The 20,224-nt window shown below is 44.0% G+C and carries 21 protein-coding genes; 10 read left to right on the forward strand and 11 right to left on the reverse strand.

Features of this window, described 5'->3' with window-relative positions; all coding sequences use genetic code 11:
• Positions 1 to 88: 88 nt before the first annotated feature.
• The 3 genes from ACZM60_RS00195 (at position 89) to ACZM60_RS00205 (ending at position 2,683) form a co-directional block, all read left to right on the forward strand.
• Positions 89 to 1,303, forward strand: coding sequence for an AAA family ATPase (locus ACZM60_RS00195; protein ID WP_172774763.1), 1,215 nt, complete (start codon positions 89 to 91; stop codon positions 1,301 to 1,303).
• 2 nt (positions 1,304 to 1,305) lie between these two features.
• Positions 1,306 to 1,932 (forward strand): RloB family protein, encoded by a 627-nt coding sequence (locus ACZM60_RS00200; RefSeq protein ID WP_241209994.1) that lies wholly within the window; start codon positions 1,306 to 1,308, stop codon positions 1,930 to 1,932.
• A 517-nt stretch (positions 1,933 to 2,449) separates the two neighbouring features.
• Positions 2,450 to 2,683 (forward strand): helix-turn-helix domain-containing protein, encoded by a 234-nt coding sequence (locus tag ACZM60_RS00205; protein WP_443934485.1) that lies wholly within the window; start codon positions 2,450 to 2,452, stop codon positions 2,681 to 2,683.
• 62 nt (positions 2,684 to 2,745) lie between these two features.
• Here the strand turns inward: ACZM60_RS00205 and ACZM60_RS00210 are convergent, their stop codons facing one another.
• Genes ACZM60_RS00210 through ACZM60_RS00230 form a run of 5 tightly spaced genes read right to left on the reverse strand, consistent with a single transcriptional unit; the run spans position 2,746 to position 4,154 of the window.
• Complete coding sequence (locus tag ACZM60_RS00210; RefSeq protein ID WP_443934486.1) at positions 2,746 to 3,114, reverse strand: hypothetical protein; 369 nt, start codon at positions 3,112 to 3,114, stop codon at positions 2,746 to 2,748.
• Between the two features lie 60 nt (positions 3,115 to 3,174).
• On the reverse strand, positions 3,175 to 3,537 hold the full coding sequence (locus ACZM60_RS00215; RefSeq protein ID WP_443934487.1) for a hypothetical protein: 363 nt from the start codon (positions 3,535 to 3,537) through the stop codon (positions 3,175 to 3,177).
• 1 nt (position 3,538) lies between these two features.
• Positions 3,539 to 3,706 (reverse strand): hypothetical protein, encoded by a 168-nt coding sequence (locus ACZM60_RS00220; protein ID WP_022384503.1) that lies wholly within the window; start codon positions 3,704 to 3,706, stop codon positions 3,539 to 3,541.
• Between the two features lie 12 nt (positions 3,707 to 3,718).
• A complete protein-coding gene (locus ACZM60_RS00225) occupies positions 3,719 to 3,913 on the reverse strand; it encodes a hypothetical protein (RefSeq protein ID WP_443934488.1) in 195 nt (64 codons plus the stop codon).
• Positions 3,914 to 3,926: 13 nt separating this feature from the next.
• Entirely contained in the window at positions 3,927 to 4,154 is a 228-nt protein-coding gene (locus ACZM60_RS00230) for a hypothetical protein (protein WP_443934489.1), read from the reverse strand.
• Between the two features lie 385 nt (positions 4,155 to 4,539).
• Here ACZM60_RS00230 and ACZM60_RS00235 point away from each other — a divergent pair, with 385 nt between their 5' ends.
• On the forward strand, positions 4,540 to 5,373 hold the full coding sequence (locus tag ACZM60_RS00235) for a DNA-processing protein DprA (protein WP_489520493.1): 834 nt from the start codon (positions 4,540 to 4,542) through the stop codon (positions 5,371 to 5,373).
• Positions 5,374 to 5,397: 24 nt separating this feature from the next.
• A complete protein-coding gene (locus tag ACZM60_RS00240) occupies positions 5,398 to 6,381 on the forward strand; it encodes a DUF6557 family protein (protein ID WP_489520494.1) in 984 nt (327 codons plus the stop codon).
• A gap of 38 nt (positions 6,382 to 6,419) precedes the next feature.
• Here ACZM60_RS00240 and ACZM60_RS00245 read toward each other — a convergent pair whose 3' ends face one another.
• The 6 genes from ACZM60_RS00245 to ACZM60_RS00270 form a co-directional block, all read right to left on the reverse strand.
• A complete protein-coding gene (locus tag ACZM60_RS00245; RefSeq protein ID WP_489520495.1) occupies positions 6,420 to 7,241 on the reverse strand; it encodes a DUF6557 family protein in 822 nt (273 codons plus the stop codon).
• A 24-nt stretch (positions 7,242 to 7,265) separates the two neighbouring features.
• The gene (locus ACZM60_RS00250) at positions 7,266 to 9,533 is read right to left on the reverse strand and encodes a hypothetical protein (protein WP_489520496.1); all 2,268 of its coding nucleotides are present in this window, start codon (positions 9,531 to 9,533) and stop codon (positions 7,266 to 7,268) included.
• 101 nt (positions 9,534 to 9,634) lie between these two features.
• Positions 9,635 to 10,495, reverse strand: a complete 861-nt coding sequence (locus tag ACZM60_RS00255) for a hypothetical protein (RefSeq protein ID WP_346701285.1) — start codon at positions 10,493 to 10,495, stop codon at positions 9,635 to 9,637.
• Positions 10,496 to 10,568: 73 nt separating this feature from the next.
• Positions 10,569 to 11,312, reverse strand: coding sequence for a hypothetical protein (locus ACZM60_RS00260; RefSeq protein WP_489520497.1), 744 nt, complete (start codon positions 11,310 to 11,312; stop codon positions 10,569 to 10,571).
• A 1-nt stretch (position 11,313) separates the two neighbouring features.
• On the reverse strand, positions 11,314 to 12,579 hold the full coding sequence (locus ACZM60_RS00265) for an RtcB family protein (RefSeq protein WP_489520498.1): 1,266 nt from the start codon (positions 12,577 to 12,579) through the stop codon (positions 11,314 to 11,316).
• A gap of 6 nt (positions 12,580 to 12,585) precedes the next feature.
• A complete protein-coding gene (locus tag ACZM60_RS00270) occupies positions 12,586 to 13,104 on the reverse strand; it encodes a hypothetical protein (protein ID WP_489520499.1) in 519 nt (172 codons plus the stop codon).
• A 175-nt stretch (positions 13,105 to 13,279) separates the two neighbouring features.
• Here ACZM60_RS00270 and ACZM60_RS00275 point away from each other — a divergent pair, with 175 nt between their 5' ends.
• From ACZM60_RS00275 to ACZM60_RS00295, 5 genes are read left to right on the forward strand one after another with little or no spacing between them, the layout of a single operon-like run.
• Positions 13,280 to 14,242, forward strand: a complete 963-nt coding sequence (locus ACZM60_RS00275) for a helix-turn-helix transcriptional regulator (protein ID WP_489520500.1) — start codon at positions 13,280 to 13,282, stop codon at positions 14,240 to 14,242.
• Complete coding sequence (locus ACZM60_RS00280) at positions 14,230 to 14,781, forward strand: 3'-5' exonuclease (protein WP_489520501.1); 552 nt, start codon at positions 14,230 to 14,232, stop codon at positions 14,779 to 14,781. Before ACZM60_RS00275 ends, ACZM60_RS00280 begins: the two co-directional genes overlap by 13 nt.
• Positions 14,782 to 14,805: 24 nt before the next feature.
• Entirely contained in the window at positions 14,806 to 16,746 is a 1,941-nt protein-coding gene (locus tag ACZM60_RS00285) for a DUF262 domain-containing protein (protein WP_489520502.1), read from the forward strand.
• On the forward strand, positions 16,743 to 19,247 hold the full coding sequence (locus tag ACZM60_RS00290; RefSeq protein WP_489520503.1) for a GmrSD restriction endonuclease domain-containing protein: 2,505 nt from the start codon (positions 16,743 to 16,745) through the stop codon (positions 19,245 to 19,247). The genes ACZM60_RS00285 and ACZM60_RS00290 overlap by 4 nt, the downstream gene beginning before the upstream one ends.
• Positions 19,244 to 19,846 (forward strand): metallophosphatase domain-containing protein, encoded by a 603-nt coding sequence (locus tag ACZM60_RS00295; RefSeq protein WP_489520504.1) that lies wholly within the window; start codon positions 19,244 to 19,246, stop codon positions 19,844 to 19,846. The genes ACZM60_RS00290 and ACZM60_RS00295 overlap by 4 nt, the downstream gene beginning before the upstream one ends.
• Positions 19,847 to 20,224: the final 378 nt, after the last annotated feature.

Raw genomic sequence — 20,224 nt, forward strand, 5'->3', positions numbered from 1 at the left:
AGTAGATATGAAAATCCAGCTATCTTTACCAAATACGGAAGAAAACTTGTATATTTGCAAAAAATCAGCAAATAACAAGGTTAAATATATGATTCTCGAATTTTGTGTCAGCAATTTCCTGTCCATAAAGGATGAACTTAAACTATCCTTCGTGGCCACTACCCTAAAGGAATCCCTTTCGGAACCTAATGATGTCATTCCGCTTTCCGACATGGGATTGTCACTCGTGCGCAGTGCGGTGATTTACGGGGCGAACGCTTCAGGAAAAACGAATGTATTGAAGGCCATCGCTTTTTACAAGCGTTTCATCATGGATTCGTTCAAGAACAGCCAGGCTGGCGAAAGCATAGACGTGGAGAACTTCCGCCTGAACATTTCCACCGCCCATGAGCCGACCACGATGGAGGCCACCTTCGCCGTCGGTGAATACATCTACCGTTACGGCTTTGAGGTAGCCCCCAAAGCTATACATGCCGAATGGCTTTACCGCCGTATGAACAGGAAACGTGCCAAAGAGGTAGAGATATTCTACCGCGAAGGGGAAACAACCACCGTTCATGCTAAAAGCCCGTTGATACAGGATTTGGTCAACAAGAAAATGGTTCGCGGCAACGCGCTTCTTCTCTCCACTGCCGCCCAGTTCAACGAAACGACCGCCGTCAATATCCTGCATTGGCTTGGCGACACACAAGTCCTGTTCTGTAGCGAGGACGAGAAAATGTGGTCGCAAGCCATCAGGCATCTGGACGATGAAAAGATGCGTGAGCGTATAGTTCGTTTCGCCAAATATGCGGATTTGGGCATAGACAACATAGCCAAGATTGACAACCGCATCGTAAGCAGCCATCGTCAGTACGATGATGAAGGAAAAGCGACCCATAATGTAGCCTTTTCGTTTAACGGAAACGAATCCGAGGGAACCATCAAATATTTCTCCTTGGCATATCCTATCATAGATGCGCTGGACAATGGCAAACGTCTGGTGGTGGATGAGCTTGACTCCAAACTCCATCCGTTGCTTGTGCGCAAGATTATCACGCTTTTCAACTCTGCGGAGACAAATCCCAAAGGAGCGCAACTGCTGTTTACCACTCATGACACGTTCCTGCTCAGTGCAGGTCTGTTCCGCAGAGACCAGGTATGGTTCACTCAAAAGGATAGTTTCGGCGCGACAGAAGCCTATTCGCTGGCCGAGTATAAAGTGCGTGGCAGTTCACCTTTCGAGCGGGATTACCTGCAAGGTAAGTTCGGTGCCACGCCCATTATAGGTGATATGGAAACAATATTTACGGCGGAGGGATGACCATGGGAAAGACAAAAAAGAAAGACCATCGTTCCGCTTCATTGACACGCCGCCAAAGCACGAGAGAAGTAAAGCAGTCGTTTCTTATCGTATGTGAAGGTGTCCGCACGGAACCGGATTATTTCAAGGCCTTCAGAATGACCGCCGCCACGGTAAAGGCGGTAGGCCAGGCAATGAACACGACCAGTCTTGTGAGCAAGGCCATTAGTATCCGTGACGCCGACCAAAAGAAGAAGCGGACTTATGACCAGTGCTGGGTAGTGTTCGACAAGGACGATTTTCCTGCAAAGGACTTCAATGAAGCCATTACACTGGCCGAAAAAAACGGTTTCAAGGTGGCCTATAGCAACCAGGCGTTTGAATATTGGTTCCTGCTGCACTTCAATCTCTACAAAGGGGCGTTGCACAGGAACAGTTATGCCGACATGCTGTCAAGGCTTTCAGGAATACCCTATTCCAAGACGGAAGGATTCGGGGCTATTATGTATAACCGATTGCTCCACTTGCAGTCGCAGGCCATTAAGAATGCCTCTGCCGTTCTTGCCGATGTCTCACATGGTAATCCGGCTATGGAAGAATCTTCCACTACCGTACATCTGTTGGTAGAAGAATTGAACAAGTTTATCTGATTATGCTCGTTAAGGTCATCCTATGGATGGCCTTTATTTTATGACATATTCCGAAATATAATCTGTACACATTTCAGGATTGACATTGTTGACAAGGCACAAGTTGCACCGTATCAGCTACTTGTATCAAAAACGATGCGTTGACAAACGTTGACAAGCGTTGACGTTTCTGGAAATCCTATGAATTTTGTAGCCAAGGGTTGACAAAAACACACGTATCTATATTTATTCTTATTTTCTTAAGAAAAAGATAAAGTATTGTATAACAGTAGCTTTTCAGCGGTTGTTTAATACGGTTTGCACATTGGCTTTCTTGTCAACCTTGTCAACGCTGAAACATATATACTATCTGTTTTTAGAATCTTTCAGTTCCGCTATCAATTCATGTGCAGATTATATTACCGAACAGACGGACACATATTCCCTAAAAATCCAATGAACTACATGGCTCTCCCATGTTTAACCTGTTTCATTTTGACTTGTGGCATTGTATCTTTAATGCCAAAACAAGGTGGATATGGATATATGCAAGCATTTTTCAGAGATAAGTCCGGAACGGTCGTATTCAGTGAGCGAGGCAGCACGTTTCCTTGGCATACACCGATGTACCATCTATGATTACATTACCCATACGGAAAGGCCGTTGCCGTTCTTTCGGATGCAGGACAATCTGAGAATACAGTTCCGTGGTGACGACCTGATTGCCTACAAGAATGCTGGCCTCCCGAAAAAAGGGCGTAAGCGGAGATAGGATAAAAATTTCATAGTCTGCCACACCAATGGAGATATAGCAGACCATGTTTGTATTTGCGTTCAACTTGTCAAGCCCCTGACCGCTTCAAGCAGCTTACAGACCATATCCTCTGCCGCTTCCATGTCGGCCAGCACATCCTTCATTCGGTAAGGTGCGCCGTTTTTTCCGTGTCCGTTGCCGTCCAGCCACAGATAGGCTTCCGAGTCTGCGTCAAAGCCCTCGTAATACTCTTTCATGTCGCTGACCAGACTTTCAAGGCTGCGTCCTTGCATCGTGGCCGAAAAGAAGAAATCCTGTCCGGCAGGAGTGAATTGGGAAAACTCAAAGATGACGATATTCCTGTCCTGATGCTTCTCTGCATCCACATGCCAGCCGTTTGTCTCTGCACATTGGACGACTTCCTTTATAATCTTGTTTCTCGTTCGCATGGTTACTGATGTTTATGTCAGCCGTGGCACTTGATTGGTTACACCACGCTGACAGGTTGTTTAATGTTCAAATCTGGCTAAGAACTGCTGCAGGCGGAAGTCCTGCAAGTTCTTTAACGGCGTAGGAGTAAAATTCTCCTGTAGCTTTACTTGTAGCTTACCCAAGCCTTGCGCCGTAAGGTCAAGCTCCACTTCCGACAATTCGTTAAGCGATATGTAGCCATATTCGTCCTCCGCAAGTCCTACCACGATACCATAAAGAATGGCGTCGTTTCCCTCTTTTTCACCTTCAAGGATGAACCAGCGTATCGCTCCAAGAACGAAGATTGCACGGCAAACAGCTTCTTTTCCCTTGCCGTCCTGGGAATAAAGGGGATAGCCTTCCAAGGCTTCCGCCAATCGGGGTGTCATCAGTCTGCACATATCAGTCAAATTCTATCTCGTCGTCATACACTTCTATTTCCGCTCCGCTGCTGAACTGCACGATAAAGCCTTTGGCAGTCCTGCCTACAATGGTTCCGCGATGATAACCGCGCCACGGCGTGACCAGTTCGCATTGTTGTCCGTATTCGGGAAAATCTGTCTCATACATAATTAAAAAGTATTAGATGGTTGCTTGATAGTAAATTCTCGGCTCAGCGGAAACATTGTAGATGTAGCTGCCACAACGTACCAACAGGCAGTCCTTGCCGTAGTACAGCCGTTTCATGCCCCTGACGCTTCCGTTCTTGTGGAAATTGGGAAAGCGGTCTATGCCCACTCTCCGGCCTTGCTCGATAGTCATTCTTCTTGTCCGCATAATTTCTTGTGTTTTAAGAGTTGGTGAAATCTGATATTTTTCCCTTTTGTGAAGCTCCTTTGAGCTTCTTGGTCGGGAAGACCGTTTTACGTGCAAACAGCCACTGCGGACACAAGGGGGAATAAGGCAAGTATGAGGCCGGAGAGTGCGGACGGAATACCCCAATTTTGGAGGGACGAGAAAATTTGCGGAAGGCTTCCGTCAATCCCTCCAGCCGAAAGCCCATGGCGGTACTTGACATTTCTCCCGTTCGCAGTAGTTTTGCACGGTAAAATGTACCCGGCCTAGATGCCCAAAAGTGGCAAAGAAATGTTCCATAAAGCAAGTCCTATTGGATAGCATCCAAGCATCTGTTTTCCAAAGACCGTTGCCATTGTGAGAACCTACAAAATGGAGCATAGCGAAGTCTTGCAGGCTCTCTCTATAGCAACGGATTTGGGTTACCCAGACCGTTGTAAACTCCTGTCAGCAGAACTTACTTGGTGCTGTTGGCACGGAGTAAATTTGTTGACTCGTAAAATAAAAAAATGTTTTCCTTCTGCCTCAATTCTGCACATATAGAAGATACTTTTGCCCACAAATAGATGAATACAATGAATGATTCTGAAAACATATACAAAACATGCATGGCTAAATGTAGGTTTTCAGCCTTGACCATTGAAGAATTACTGTATCTACAATTATCCGGCTTCACGTTAAGACAACTACAAGATGATACAGCGGACACCGAACATTATCTGAGAGAAACAATACGGAACAATGTACACAAATTGGATAAAGCCCGACGGATTCTGGCAAAACAAGAAAAGGCAGGAATTGTTTCCATCCCGTTTTATGCGGATGACTATCCTTGTCGGCTTAAAGTCTTGAATAATGACGTTCCCATACTCATTCATGTATTAGGAAATAAAGAATTGCTTTATCATGAAGATTCCGTAACAGTAATTGGTGCCCGTGCAGCCGACAAGGAAGGACTTGACATGGCATATTTCTCATCTCAACAGTTAGCAAAGCAGGGTTATCCGGTAATTAGCGGGTTGGCATTGGGGTGTGATACGGTAGCCCATCGTGGGTGTTTGGATGCTGGAGGACATACGATAGCTGTAGTGGCATCCGGGTTGGATATCACACATCCTAAAGTAAACAAGGCGTTACAGGAAGACATTGTTGCCAGCGGTGGAACTATCCTTTCTGAATATCCATTCGGGGTGAAAGCCAATCCTACTCGCTTAGTTGCCCGTTGCCGGATACAAGCCGCTCTATCCCATACCGTCATTGTTGCTCAATGTCCTATTATCAGCGGTACAATGTATGCGGTTCGTTTTGCCAAAACGTATGGCAGAAATGTCTATGCCGTTCAGTTCGACAGACAGAACGAGTTGAATACAGGCAATAAGTTCCTTCTTGATTATGGTATTGCCCAGCCAATCAGCACCGAATATCCCAATAAGAAAATTTGATATTAACGATAAAAACAACCAACTATGACATTAAAAGAGTTGATAACAGAAGTTAGTTTTCACGAACTTCTTCCATATTTAAAGGAGCATGAGCTGGAACATCTTGACAGCATCTATGCCTACCGCGAGGCATATGACATTCTTCGCAACCTGGAACCGGCGAAGGACTTTGAAGGCAAAATCTACGTGGAATGGCATGGCGGAGAATGGGAAGGTGAAGAAAAATGGATTGGCGTAGGTCCGATGCACGATTGTACTTGGGAAGAAGATTTGGCCAAAGAAATTGTCGTGGCAGATGACATACATCTTACCAAAACAGAAATCGCCATGCACTGTTTATGGGAAATCACTTATTGGGGATTCTCACCTGCTGAAAGACAGGAAACTTGGCAAAGAAAATTTGGTCCAAAGGTCTTGACTAATAAGTATGAAATCGCTTTGGATAAACTGGAAGAAAGCATCTGGAAACATCAGACTCCGCGCCGCCTCCGTAGCAGAGGTCGCCAAGGCGAGCGTTGTGTTCGTATTGAATTTCCAATCAGATGGAATCCCGATTGTAATAATCGCTCAAAACGGAAACGTGAATTTAGACAGAACAAGCGAAAGGAATATCTGCGTAAAATGGCCAAACGTGAAAATCTGGTAAGGATGCTTTCCGCTGAAGGAAGCAGCTTCAGAAGGAGTGATGTGGAGTTTCTGCTCAATGTGCAATACGGCAGGCAGTGTGATTACCGCTCGGTGACCCCGAACGTCAACACCAGGCTGGATTATATAATTGAGTCTATGACTCGTTACCAACAGTTGGACTTGTCCCGATACAATTCAGCCGTGTTATTCTTGCAGTATCCGTTGGAAAAGCCGTTGGATGAATTATCACTGGCCTCATTTAAGCAAGGAGTCTGTGAGTGGTTGGGTTATACGGACATTCGTTTTGGAAGTATCGGGGTGGAAACCGAAGCGTCCGATGTGAATGTGACCTTGTTGCTAAACAAGTGCTTGGAAAAATAGCCATTCAATACTTCCAAGTATTTTTCACCTATTACGGACTATGACATCCGTCCGTAATAGGTGATTTCCCAAAACAATCCCGCCGTCAATTCTTGAGGAGTGATAATGATGTCATGCTCAATGATGATTTTCATTCCCAATATCTCAGACCAGGAATCATACGTTGCCATTGGCTGGAAAATCTCATCCGCGTCTTTATCATAAACGGAGCAGTTCATGTCAATCATTGGAGAACATCCCTCCCAACGGGATGCCAGATAGAGGACATACCGTGTTTCCGATATTTCGTGGCTTTGAAGATTTTGGTACACTTCTCGGTATGCTTCCCAATCTGCATTACGAAATGAGTCCAGTGCATTCTTTTGATATAAATGTTTGAAATCTGGCAAGATGTCATCAAAACTAAAGCGTGAGAGTAAATATCCGAAGGTCAGATGTTCTGTGTCAAGATCAGCCAAACCGTTACGTTGGGCGTATGTGATTTCCCAAAGCAAACCAGCCGCCAGTTCTTGCAGAGTGAGCGTAATACCATTACTGATTGTTATCTCCATGCCTAGTATTTCTGACAAGAAAGGATATCCGCCTATTGCCCGGTAATCATAATTATCTCCCTCCTCATAACCTACACAACAGTTTGAACCTGGATATGAGGCATCTTCCCAACGCTCGAATATCAGGATAGAATATTGGGACGTGTCAGCCTCGCGTGTTCGCAGGTCTTGGTATATATCTCGATAAATGTTCCAATCTGTCTGTTCAAACAAATCCGGTCTTAGTTTTTGGTATATCGCCTTAAACGCTGGGAGAATGTTATCGAAACTTAACCGGGATGACAAGGACTTGAATGTATTTTGCTCCATAATATATAGTATTTATTGTTCTTATTATTTTTGCTGTCCGCGAAGCCATTCCCAGAATTCCTGCTCGCTACGTATAATTTTTTCTGTTTCTTTCCAATGTGAGTATGTCATTTCTGAAAAACAAGCGCAAAACACATCAGCCCATGTAGCCAAGGGAAACATCATCCACCCTTCTTTCTCCCTCATCAGCACAGGCATGTCAAGAGTTTCGCTCCAAGGAGTGGAGTTGATTAACATATCCTCTAAATCTTGGTGTACATATTCCTTCTTATCTGCGTGAAAACATTCACAATAAGTATAGCCGCCTTCACAAACAATGCGATTGGAGCCATCATAATGAAAATCATTCCGTGACCGCATATCATCGAACGCAGCTTTATACTTCGACCAAGAATGATGTATACTTATAGGATATCCTCCTTTCTTCATCTTGGCTTTCACACCGTTCCAAGTCATACAGCGCATATAATAAGTAAGCGGAAGGCATATCGGCTGGAGTTGAGTTTCCATGATTGCATCGCACATCCCGCCTTTGTTAAGTTTTAGCAGTTCGGCGAGAGGCGCAAGCTGTTCAGAACAAGCGGTATTCTTCATACAAACTAAGGACAACGATGCATATCGCGGATGCCAATCTACATGGTGTAATTTAGGATTATCGGAACAGTCTAATTGAGTAAGACGATAATTCTTCCGGATATTCAATGTCCTCAGTCTGTTTCCTCGGCAAACCAGACGTTCCAGTCTCGGATTATTTAAGACATTCAAATATCGCAAACTTTGGTTTACGCAATATAGGTCAAGGAGTATCGGACATTGTGTGACATCCAATGCTTTAAGTACACAGCTCTCGCAGTTATAATGCAAGGCGGTAAGCGTGTGTGTCTCATCACTTTTTAACTGAATGTGCCACTCTCCAGCTTTCTCATAAGAATGCGTCAGGTGAATTTCTCCTCCTTCCTCATTACTCACTTTTTCTACATAGCCATCGCCCCAATCTATCGTAAAAACACAATCATTGTAACTGGTGAACGAAAAGGTGTAAATGGCATCTTTCTTATTTGCAACAACCGTCATAATTACCTCGTCCTTTTGCTTATAAAGCATTTTCTTCAAACGGCGGAACGAACGACGAGCATAGAGAATTTTTTTATTGCGTTCTTCATACTCGGAAGAGCTGATAAGTAGGTCATCTATGTAGTGGTGATAACAATCCAATGCTTTCCACAAATCTTTTTTTGTGCCAAGACCCTGTTCGTACATTCGTCCCATGTTGAAACGGTCTTCCGCTTCTTCATAATATTGGAACGCTTTTTCCATATCGGGTGTGGTTCCTTCTCCTCGTTCATACATTTCACCGAGTTTGTATACACCTTCTCCTGCCAAATAGCATTCCAAAGCTTTCTTGTATTCCTTGCGCTCATAATAGATATCTCCGGCACAGCAAACGGACAGACCTTTCGTTTTCATGCCGATATCCGTCAACATATTCAACGCTTCTTGGTTGCCATTTTCTGCCAAATCAGATAGTAAGCGAAGGGCGTCTGTCCCGGAATACTTCTCTTCCTTTTCACATTCCGCCTCGTAGTCTAACAACAGCCGGAACCAGTCTGCATGTAGCAATTCATGTTCGTTTATCTCTATGTCATAATAGGGTTTATGTTCAGGGAAGCGCAGTTTGGTTTCTATTATTTTAAAAATTGAATTGGCAGCACGCCAACTCCCTTTTTTAGCCCTGTCGTAAAATATATCCACGATTTTATCTCTTATCTCTTTGGGTACATGGCGTGAGTGAAGCAGACTACTCGCTTTCAACGTATCAAAGAAACTCTCATCTCCGGCATCCAATGCCTGCGTGTACAAAGACAGAGCCTTTTCCAAGTCGCATTTCAGAGCGAAAGATGGCGATTGCTTGATGATTTTCCCGACTTGGGAATTATCACAAGAGAAAGGAATATACCATTCGGCAAGTTCTACTATTGCCTTTACATGCCCTTGCTTGGCAGCTTCCTCGTACCAATAAATCATTTGGTTGGCATCGGGGTAATCTTCAGGGCACACTGCTTGTTGCTTTTCTTTTTTCATCCAGTAGGCAACGCTTTCCAATACAAAACGCGCTCCTGTATAAGTCATTTTTTTGTAAAGCAATCTCCCCATTTTATATTGCGCATCGGCATTCCCTTTATGGGCAATAGGTTCCAATAATTGGATGGCTTCGTCATATTGCCTGTTACTTACCAACTCATTCAATTGCTTTTGCAGGCGTTTGCTTACCACATTGTTTTTCTTTTCCATATTTTTCTGATTTTAGTTGCACGTTGAGAAAAATAAAACCTCATCTTTCCATCCGTTATGATGTAAAGATGAGGTCTGGTTGTGCCAAAGTGGTTCACAAGTTATTCTTTTTTCAATAATTGGTCGATGTTTTCTTTGATGTCGGCAAGGATGGCATGATAATTATCCCAATGGGCTTTATCTGATATTGTAGAGTTGGGATGGTGGGTTTTGTAAGCCAACTCCACTTCCTTGATTGGCAATTTGGTCACATCGTGTACAGATAGGGAGGCTAACGGTAACGGTTCGCCATCCATGGTAAAGTTTTCCTGAATATATCTATAATACGTATTCTCACCTGGTCCTGTGAAGAAGATTAGAATGTTTGGTTTAAGAATCTCGATTTCTTTAGGAATGACATGAAAATATTCATGTTCAATCTCATGTACTGAAGCATCGACTGGTCCACCGCCCGACTTTGTAATGGCTGACATTTTGGAGATATTGTTCCAAATCATTGAGATGGTTTTACCTGGATAAGATTTTTCCATCTCTTCCATTAGACATGAAAGAATTCCATTTATGGAGAATTTAAATAACCGACTTCTTAGCTTGTCTTGGTCAAAATATCCACCGTTCTTGTGCGTTACATAATTATCATCCAAGAATTTTTCATATGTATACATCAGGTCACCCACATCTGGAGTTTTCATGTCCTCATCCCATTTCTCCCACATATAAGGTTCCTGACCGAAAAACATTATTCTAATGTCTGCGTCAGTATACCAAGCTTCATTTTCAGGATTTTCTTCTACATCCAATTTATTTTCTTCACGCTTTTTTTCAATGTCAGCTATTCGTAATGCAGAAATCAAGAAGGGGCATTGCAGTTGGCCTCTCAATCCGTTGGCTTTCAATTGTTCTATTAAGCCGCCCCACTTACGTTTGTAGAGTTCGGTTAATTGTTCTGATAGTGTTTCCATAATCAATAAGTTTTATGAAGTTCCTAACAAATATACCTTTTAGTTGTTAGATTACCTAATGTTACTCAAGTTTTCACTCCCACCACTCCCTCATCTTGTAAAGACGTATCCGGTAATACAGCCGCTCCATCTTGCGGACATATATCTTCTTGCCGTAATAGAGCTTGTCGGGAAGTGTGTCGGCTTCCTCACCCGGTGTCGGTGCTTCTTTGTAAGCGTCAACAAGGGAGGGAGGAACTATATCTCCTACATTCCTGATATTCATCTGCTCGATCTGTTCCTGAGAAATATGCGAGTCATCATCCTTGATGTATTTCAACAGGCTGACGCAAGTGTCTATCCAGCGGTTGAAACCGAAGTTTCCATTCTCGTCCGCTATCAAGGAATGCGAGAAGTAAGCCCTCATGCAACGTAGCTTGGCATACTCCAATTCATATAGGAACTGCCAGTCGTATTGAGGGTCATGAGCAGCGTGTTCCGCCAGCTCGTCAATGAGCGGTTGCAGGTGTTTTTTCTTCCATTCGTTGAAATGCTTGCGGTGATACCACAATCCACGTTCATAACTTGCGGTAACCATTTTCTCGAAGTTTCTTTCTTCCTCCGTGGGCTTATGCCCGTCGCTGTAGCTGTACGTGTTCCATTCAGCAAATAGTGTTACCCATTGTTCAAACTCCTCGTCGGAATGCAGTTCCTTCGGTATGCGCATTCCTCGTCTTAGCAAGTCCTTTTTCTCTTTTTCAGAAAGATGGGAAACGTCGGCCAGCGGATAGTCATAATTGCCAGGATCCAGTCCTGTCAGTTCTTTGGGGTTATCCATATCATTCTGCAGCTTTAAAGTTATACACAGGCTTTATCACATTCACAATGTTCACCGTGTCGCGGATGTTTCCGATGATTTCATCCTTCGGTTTGTACACCATGGGCGATTCGTCCTTGGTCTCTTCCGACAGGCTTTCGCTGTATATGCCCTGCATGGAAGCCCGGTAGTCATCCATTGATATACTCTTGAAGGCCTGGCTCCGGCTCATGATGCGTCCGGCACCGTGTGGGGCAGAGCAGTTCCACTCCGCATTACCTTTACCGATGCAAATAAGCGATCCGTCTCGCATGTTTAGCGGGATGATGCACTTTTCCCCCTCATAAGCGGCAATCGCCCCCTTGCGGATGATGTTGTCGTCACCTATGTAGTTGTGCACGCTCTCAAAAGCCCAATCATAGGGCGTCGCTTCCACATTTCCTTGCAGGATGAAATAATCCATGATGAGGCTGGCAATCAGACTGCGGTTCATCTTAGCCCAACGCTGACAAAGACGCATGTCATGCAGGTAATCTTCCCGATAATTGCCTTCCAGATAGGAAAGGTCAGACGGTATGGCCGGCTTACGCATCTTGAACGAATTGTGCAGTTGGCGTATGGCATCCTGCAGCTCGTCCTTGCGCCCTGCCGCTTTGTATTCGGCAATCATGCGGTCTTGTTTTTCCATCAGTTCCGCCCAACCAGACTGGCATTTCACGGCCAGCTTCTGATAGATCTGCGCTACCTGCTTACCCAAGTTGCGGCTTCCGGTGTGAACCACCAGATAGGTCATGCCGCACTCGTCCTTGTCCAGTTCGATGAAGTGGTTACCACCACCCAATGACCCAATGGAGGCGTTCAATCGTTTGGGTTCTTTCAGTTCGCGGTAACAACGCAACTGCTTGATGATGTCCTTGGCTTCACGATATACATCCATGTACTTTTGCGGGAGCGGTGCATAACGGCTATCCCGATAATTGCGGCCGGACGGTATACACCGAAGAATAAACTCGTTGAGGGCATGGTAGTCTATGTCACCCTTGCAGGCGAACGGTTGTACCAAGATGCCACAGCCGATGTCCACGCCCACGATATTCGGAATCACCTTGTCGCCTAAGTCTCCGGTAAAGCCTATGACACAGCCTGCTCCGGCATGTACATCGGGCATGATGCGGATTTTACACTTGCTGAACACATCGATGGACAGCAACTCCTTGATTTGCTCACTGGCACTGTCCTCGATGTTGTCCGTGAAGATTCTTACGTTATAGCCTTCTATGGTTTTCATTTTGTTTTATGAAAGGATGCGTATTTTTAATTGTTTCTTTTCGTCTTCAACCAACTTGTCCCATAAGCGGGAACGCTGCAGGGCGGATGCCGGAATATAATCCTGGTATTTCTCCAGAAACTCCATACTGTACAATTCATCCCGGCGATAGCAGTCGATGATTTCATTCCAATCCCAATAGTCGGCAAATTGCTCCAAGAGCGCAGGAGTCAGTTCTACACTGGAATTACCCGACAATTTGGACCAATTCCAATAATCCTTGTATCTTTCCAGATTTTCCGCTGTAAACAAATGTTCGTTGTCGGAACCGGAAAGCTCCTCCCAATCCACTTTGTTCTTAAACTTCTCAATCATGGATACAGTCCAAAGGATATTGCTGTTGTCTGAAATCTCTTTCCACACCACCTTGTCCTTGTACTTTTCTAGCAGTTGTTCGTTCCAAGCAAATTCGCTTGACAACTCTTTCCATGCAGCCTCTTCCAATACTTTAGCCATAAAATCGTTGTTCCAGTTTTTTGTTGCCATACTACTTGTTATTAAATGGTTTAACATAAATTTTGTTGCAAAGTAAGGGTTGTCAAGTGCCAAAATGAAGCATAACCTCAAAAAATAAATTGAAAAGCAGAAAAAACAAGGATGTGCCGCAATTTTTCACAAGTAAACTGCTAACTTTGTAGCAGAACATTAAATAAATAACAGTATGGCAGCAAATCTCTTCGGGCGCTATGTCTGGCTGATAGACACCCTGCGCCGATACAAACGCCTGACGTTTCAGGAAATCAGCGAGCTTTGGCAGGAATGCGGATTGGGCTATGGCGAGGAATTGCCCCTGCGCACGTTTCACAATCATCAGAAGGCCATCAAGGACATCTTCGACGTGTACATCGACTGCGACCGCAAGGACGGTTACCGCTATTACATCGACGAGCCGGAGCGGTTGGAAGGAAACAACCTGCAAAGCTGGCTGATCAGTTCCTATGCCACCTTGAACCAGATTCAGGCGGACAACAAACTGGAAGACAGGATTATCTTTGAGGACATCCCGTCGGGGCAAACCTGGCTTACGCCCATCGCCGAGGCCATGCGGCGCAACCACGTGCTGAGCATCACGCATCAGGGGTTTGGCAAACCGGAAGCCAGCACGTTTGAGATTGAGCCATACTGCCTGAAAGTTGTAAAGCGCCGTTGGTACGTGGTGGCACGCAGTCCGTATTATTCAGACCGGAACAAAGAAAAAGGCATTAAGCCTGTCGATGTCTACCGGGTGTATGCCCTCGACCGCATTTCGGATATCCAGGACACTGGCAGGACGTTCAAGATGAAAAAGAACTTCGACGTAAACCGGTATTTTGAAGGATGTTGTGGAGTAATCACGTCGGACGGGCCCATCCAGCGCATCGTACTCTTGGCCTATGGCGGTTTTGCCGACTATCTGCGTACATTGCCGCTGCATGAGTCGCAAAGGGAGATAGAGGGCGATGACGAGTCCACGCTCTTTGAATATCACCTGAAGCCGACTTTCGACTTCTACCAACTGGTTCTTGCTCAAGGTGACCAAGTAGAAGTGCTGGAGCCAGAATCAGTGCGCAACGAAATGCGCAATTTCGCAAAAAACATGTTGGACTATTACACTTGGGAGGAGGATAAACCATGCAAGGAATAAATTTCATAGCCATCGACTTTGAGACAGCCACAGGCAAACGTGCTTCCATCTGTGAGGCTGGTATCTGCGTGGTACGTGACGGAGAGATTGCAGAAACCCGTTCGTGGTTCGTCCGCCCGCAAGGAAACAGCTACAGTTATTGGAACATGCAGATCCATGGCATCCGGCCAAATGATACAGCCAACTCTCCGGAATTTCCGGAAATATGGGAGGAAATATCCGGATACCTTAAGGACATTCCCGTGCTTGTGGCCCACAATGCCGCATTCGACATCAGCTGCATCCGCCACTCGTTGGAATTATACGGTATGGAGAAGCCGGACGTCACCTATTATTGTTCCCACCGTGCTGCACGCAGGCTTTATAACTTCGGCTGCAACAGTCTGGATTACCTTTGCCACCAGTTTAAGATTCCATACGGTCAACACCACCGAGCAGGGGATGATGCCGAGATGTGCGCACGACTGTTTTTGAGGGAATTGGAGGATGCCGGATGGTGCGGACTGGAAGAAATGGGGAATTGTGGTGGAAAGTTGTAAAATGAAAAACAAACTTATGATACGATGAATACATTAGAATTAAAATCCATTGCGGAACTGCAGGACATGGCGTTTTATATTCCTGCCTATCAACGGGGATATCGTTGGACGCAGCAGCAAGTGAAAGATTTGCTGAAAGATATACTTGAGTTCAGCGAGAAGAAAGGTAATGCCAGCATTTATTGCTTGCAGCCATTAGTCATCGTGAAAAGACTTTCCGATGAAGATTCAGTAATGAAGCGAATACATGAGGCAAAAGATTTGAATGAAGTAAGACACTTGCTGAAAGAACAATGGGAAGTAGTGGACGGACAACAGAGACTGACTACCATTCGCCTTATTTTAGAAGTGTTACAGCAACCTCATTTCTACGATATTGAGTATGAGACCCGTAAAAACAGCGCCTCTTTTTTAGATGGCATTATGAACGGAATTCCAGACTCTAATGTCAAGGAAAACATTGATTATTACTACATTAAACAAGCTGTCAATTGCACCAACAATTGGCTGAAGGGAAAAGACATTGACCGTTTTCGAAACGTTTTGCTCCATCAGGTAAAGTTCATTTGGTATGAAACCCAAGAGAATAACCCCAAAGAGGTGTTTACACGGCTGAACATCGGAAAGATTTCGTTGACCAATGCAGAGTTAATAAAGGCACTTTTACTAAACAAATCCAACTTCCCGAACGATGACTACAGCAGAGTCAGGTTACGTCAGCAGGAGATAGCTATGGAATGGGATGTCATAGAATACACACTTCAATCCAATGAATTCTGGCTCTTCCTTAACGAACCCGGCAACGAACGTTCGACACGTATTGATTTCATCTTTGACATGATTTGTCAAGAAGACATGCTGCATTGCAAGGATGACCAAGAGATTCAGATGAATGATGACCTCAAAACATTCCGTTACTTCAATCATTATTTTGAAACACAGAAGCAAAAAGAAGAAGCTATCCAAACTATCTGGGAGAAAGTAAAAGAGATTTTCCAGACCTTGCAAGAGTGGTTTGATGACAAGGAATTGTACCATTATATCGGTTTCTTGATTTGCATCGGAAAAAGCGTAAACAGAATTTATCGGCAATGGACACGATATGCCACCAAATCGGCTTTCCGAGAAAATTATCTTATGAAGGCAATCAAGGAAAGCATCCGTTACAAGGACATTGAAAATACCGTCTATGAAGTTGATGCGGAAGTTCCCCAAGAATTCAAAGGTGGGGTCAAGCAGAATTGTCGTCCTATTTTGCTTCTGTACAACCTGCAGACAGTCATCAACCAGAATAATGTATTGGCTGAAAACAAGAAATACCGGGAGGGTGTATTTTACAAATTCCCGTTTCATTTGTATAAATCAGAAGATTGGGACGTGGAACATATTGACTCAAATACTGAAAACAAACTGAATGATATACAATCGCAGCGCGAATGGTTGCTTAATGCCTATTTCGGACTCCAGGGTGAGGTATTCAAGGAAATCAGGAAAAATATTAAAGACTTCTTCGAGAAATTTACCGGAAAGAATTACGAACAAAGCGAAGATCCGGACAAGCAGAAGGCACGAAACGAGCGATTTGAAGAGCTGCGAAGCAGTATTGATGACATAAACGGGAATATTCGGCTGTCTCAGATTGAGAAGAATAAAATATGGAACTTTGCCCTGCTGGATTCATCCACCAACCGGAGTTATGGAAATGCCATCTTTCCGGCCAAGCGTAGAGTCATCATTGGCAAGGATCAGGGTAAGAGGTTCTTTCCGCCAACGGTTGACGAGAACGGAGCGATTGTGGAGTGTAAAGTCCAAGAAAGTCAATCCTCTTTCATCCCGCCATGCACCAAATCTGTCTTCCTGAAGTACTACAACGCTGCATCGTCTGATTTCAATACTTGGAACAAGGAAGATGCCATAGCTTATATGAATAACATCAAAGTCACACTTAAAGAATTTTTATTATGACAGAATATAGCAAGAACATTTCGTTTTGGAGTCTGTTGGCATCAAAGAAAATAGTCATTCCCATCATTCAGCGCGACTATGCACAAGGCAGAATTGGCAAAGAATATCTTCGGGAACGTTTCCTTGGCCAGTTGTTTGCCGCACTACAAGGGGATGCTAAGCCATTGGTGCTCGATTTTGTCTATGGAAGTGTGGAAGCGGACACTTTCTATCCGCTCGACGGTCAGCAACGTCTGACTACGTTATGGCTGCTGCATTGGTATTTGGCTTTATGTGCGGGGACATTAAACGAAGATAGGGCAACACTGCAACGATTCTCATACGAAACAAGAGTCTCCTCCCGAACCTTCTGCCAAAAACTTTGTGACATAAACGAAAAATATAAACCAAAGAATCACGGCATCCGTTCTTTCATACGCAACCAACGCTGGTATTATTCCATTTACGATCAGGATCCTACCATACAATCCATGTTGCGTATGCTGGAAGGTACGGACATTAAGGACAGCAACGAAACAGACATAATAGACGGTATTGAAGAATATTACCTAAAATGGACAAAAGATAGGGCTTTGGAACTTTTGGAACGATTGAAAGATGAAGAGAAGGCACCTGTTAAATTCTATCTGTTGAACATGGAAGACAAAAACATGCCGCTGACCGATGACCTGTACATCAAGATGAATGCCCGTGGAAAAGTCCTGACCGATTTTGAGAACTTCAAGGCCGATTTGCTGAAATACAAACAGAACGACCGGGAGTATTTGATACCGGAGAATGATGCAAGTAAAGAAGATGGATTCAGTGTGTTGATGGACACTCGGTGGACAGATCTATTTTGGCACTTCCGGTCCACCGAAGACCGCATTGATGAAATCTACATGAGTTTCTTCAACCGATTTTTCCTCAATTGGCGCATTGCGAACACAAGTTCTAAACCGGAAAAGATAACAATGGAAGATTTGTATAAGATGCTGTCCACGGCAGATAAGAAAGGAAACAAAACAGACTGCCATTATCAAAGCATGAGCATCTACAATGATGTACTCACTAAAGAATGTATCGGTGAACTTACGGCTTGCTTGAACAATCTGTGTAGACAGTATGAAAAACTAACAGAAGATTATGGAAAAGGAAAAGTCAAACAGGCTATGGATGAGCTTTTTTGGCCTTATTGGAGGTCAGACGAAGATAAAACCGGCAATACACCATTCTATTTTATCCCACATTATAAAAAGACAGAAAACAATAAGACAGATAATACTCCATACACGCTTACCTATCCGCAACAAGTAGTTTTCCATGCTATTTGCGTTTATCTGACCACATGTAAAGAGGTGAACACAAACAGCCTAAAAGACTGGATGCATTTTGTATGGAATATAGTGGAGAACAGCTATATAGACAAGGAACAAAGCATCAGTGCCATCCGTTTCTTTGGAAAGGGAATCAATGAATTGCCCAAACTCGGAAATGCAGCAATGCCCAATAATGCTTCGGACGACATCATCACTTACTTAGCCGGAATAGACGAAAGCCAGATAAAAGACACATTCAGCCGGAGACAGCTATTGGAAGAAATATCGAAAGCCAAACAAATAAAGAAAGGCCCTGACTGGAAAGGTAAAATATACGCAGCAGAGAACTTTACGTTCTTCAAAGGTGCCATCGCCTTCCTTTTCAACAACGAAGAAGGAAAGGTAGATTGGAGTTGCTTTGATAAAAAGATGGAGACCGCAAGGCTGTTGTTCGATAAAGAAGGTATCCGGACGGAGAAGCGTGTGGAAGCCTTGCATACGCTATACAGCTACTGTGACAGTTGGGAATTACAATTCTGGTGGAATGCCAAGATATTTACTTGTACCGCAAAAACATGGAAAGAAAACATCCTGACCAAAGTCAATACCTCCAACGAATATATCTATTCAAAACCGGTTCACCATTTGTTGATGGGGCATTCTCCTTCGAATGAGACAAAGTCTGATAAAATACGACTATTGGCGAATGAATCATTCGTTAGGTTCCTCGTATCGGAAAACACAAATAACTGGAATCTGTATATCCGTCATCCACATGATGCTTTGTACTATTGTGGCTATAAGTATGGGGTAATGTTGAACTATCCGATGCGCGATACCTATTTGAACCAACTATTAGATGCTGGAATTATAGAACTGACCGATAGCAATAAGAGAATAGCCGGCACCGGACTGTTTTGGGGAAATCTTAGTATAAACTTCATCTATCATGTAAACGGAAAGGAGCTTTATCTGCAATGGTATAAGCAAAGTAACAATAAGGAATACGATATCTATCTCATGACGCAGGAATGGGATTACAAGAGGCGTACCATTGTGTTGGAGAACGAACAAGGTGACAAAAAGCAATACTATTGTTTTAATATTGCAAAGCCGAGTGATGGCACTCCATACATTAAGAGTTTCTGCCAACAAGTAGAAACTGAATTTGCAGAATTCATCTCAGAAAAAAACATCCAATGAATAGGTTATCCATCCTCCACCTCTCCGATACCCACAATCAGCATCGGCGGCTTAACCGGCAGCCCGATGCTGACATCCTTATACATTCTGGAGATTTCACCATGAATGGGAGCGAGCAAGAAGCCATTGATTTCATGAATTGGTTTTGCGATCTCCCTTACCCGCACAAGATTTTTATCTGTGGCAATCACGATGTCTGTCTATACGGAGCCAATATAGACGGGTTGGATGAAAATGTGCATTATCTCTGCAATTCAGGCGTGGTAATTGACGGAGTGAAATACTATGGAGTTCCTATGTTCATGGAGGATTGTATTTCTGACCGTCAGACTCGTAACTATGCGGCCATACCTGCCGATACGGATGTGTTGATTACCCATTGTCCACCTTATGGTGTGCTCGATTTTGACGATGGGATAAACTATGGCTCGGCAGAACTTCTGGTGAGGGTAGAAGAAATAAAACCCTGCCTGCATTTGTTTGGTCATATCCATAAGCAGCATGGTGTAGAGAAACACGGTTCAACTGTTTTCTCGAATGGGGCAATTATGAATGGAGATTACACGAACTTTAATTGTCCGAACTTGATTGGAATATGAATAAGGTGGATATTGATTCCGAAAACGAGACGATGATTCTGTCTTGCAAAATCAAGTCATAATTTTCTGCCTAAAAAGAACAATATGCCGTCTTAGGAGTAGTGAGTACAATTAGGGAGCATTATAGCCCCTATGTTTCCCAAGATCGCTGTCATAGTGAGAACCTGCGAAATGAAGCAGGCGAAATCTTGTAGGTTCTCTCTATAGCAGCGGATTGGGATTATCCAAGCAACTGTAATAGCCTGTCAGCAGAACTTGCTTGGTGCCGTTGGCACGGAGTAAGTTCGCTGAGTAGCTCCTCTATATTCTCCATTTTATCGTATTGAGATTGCATCGCATACCTAAATCAAGCTCATAATAGATGTTTTCCATGAGCTA

It is taken from the genome of Phocaeicola sp. (assembly GCF_057861905.1).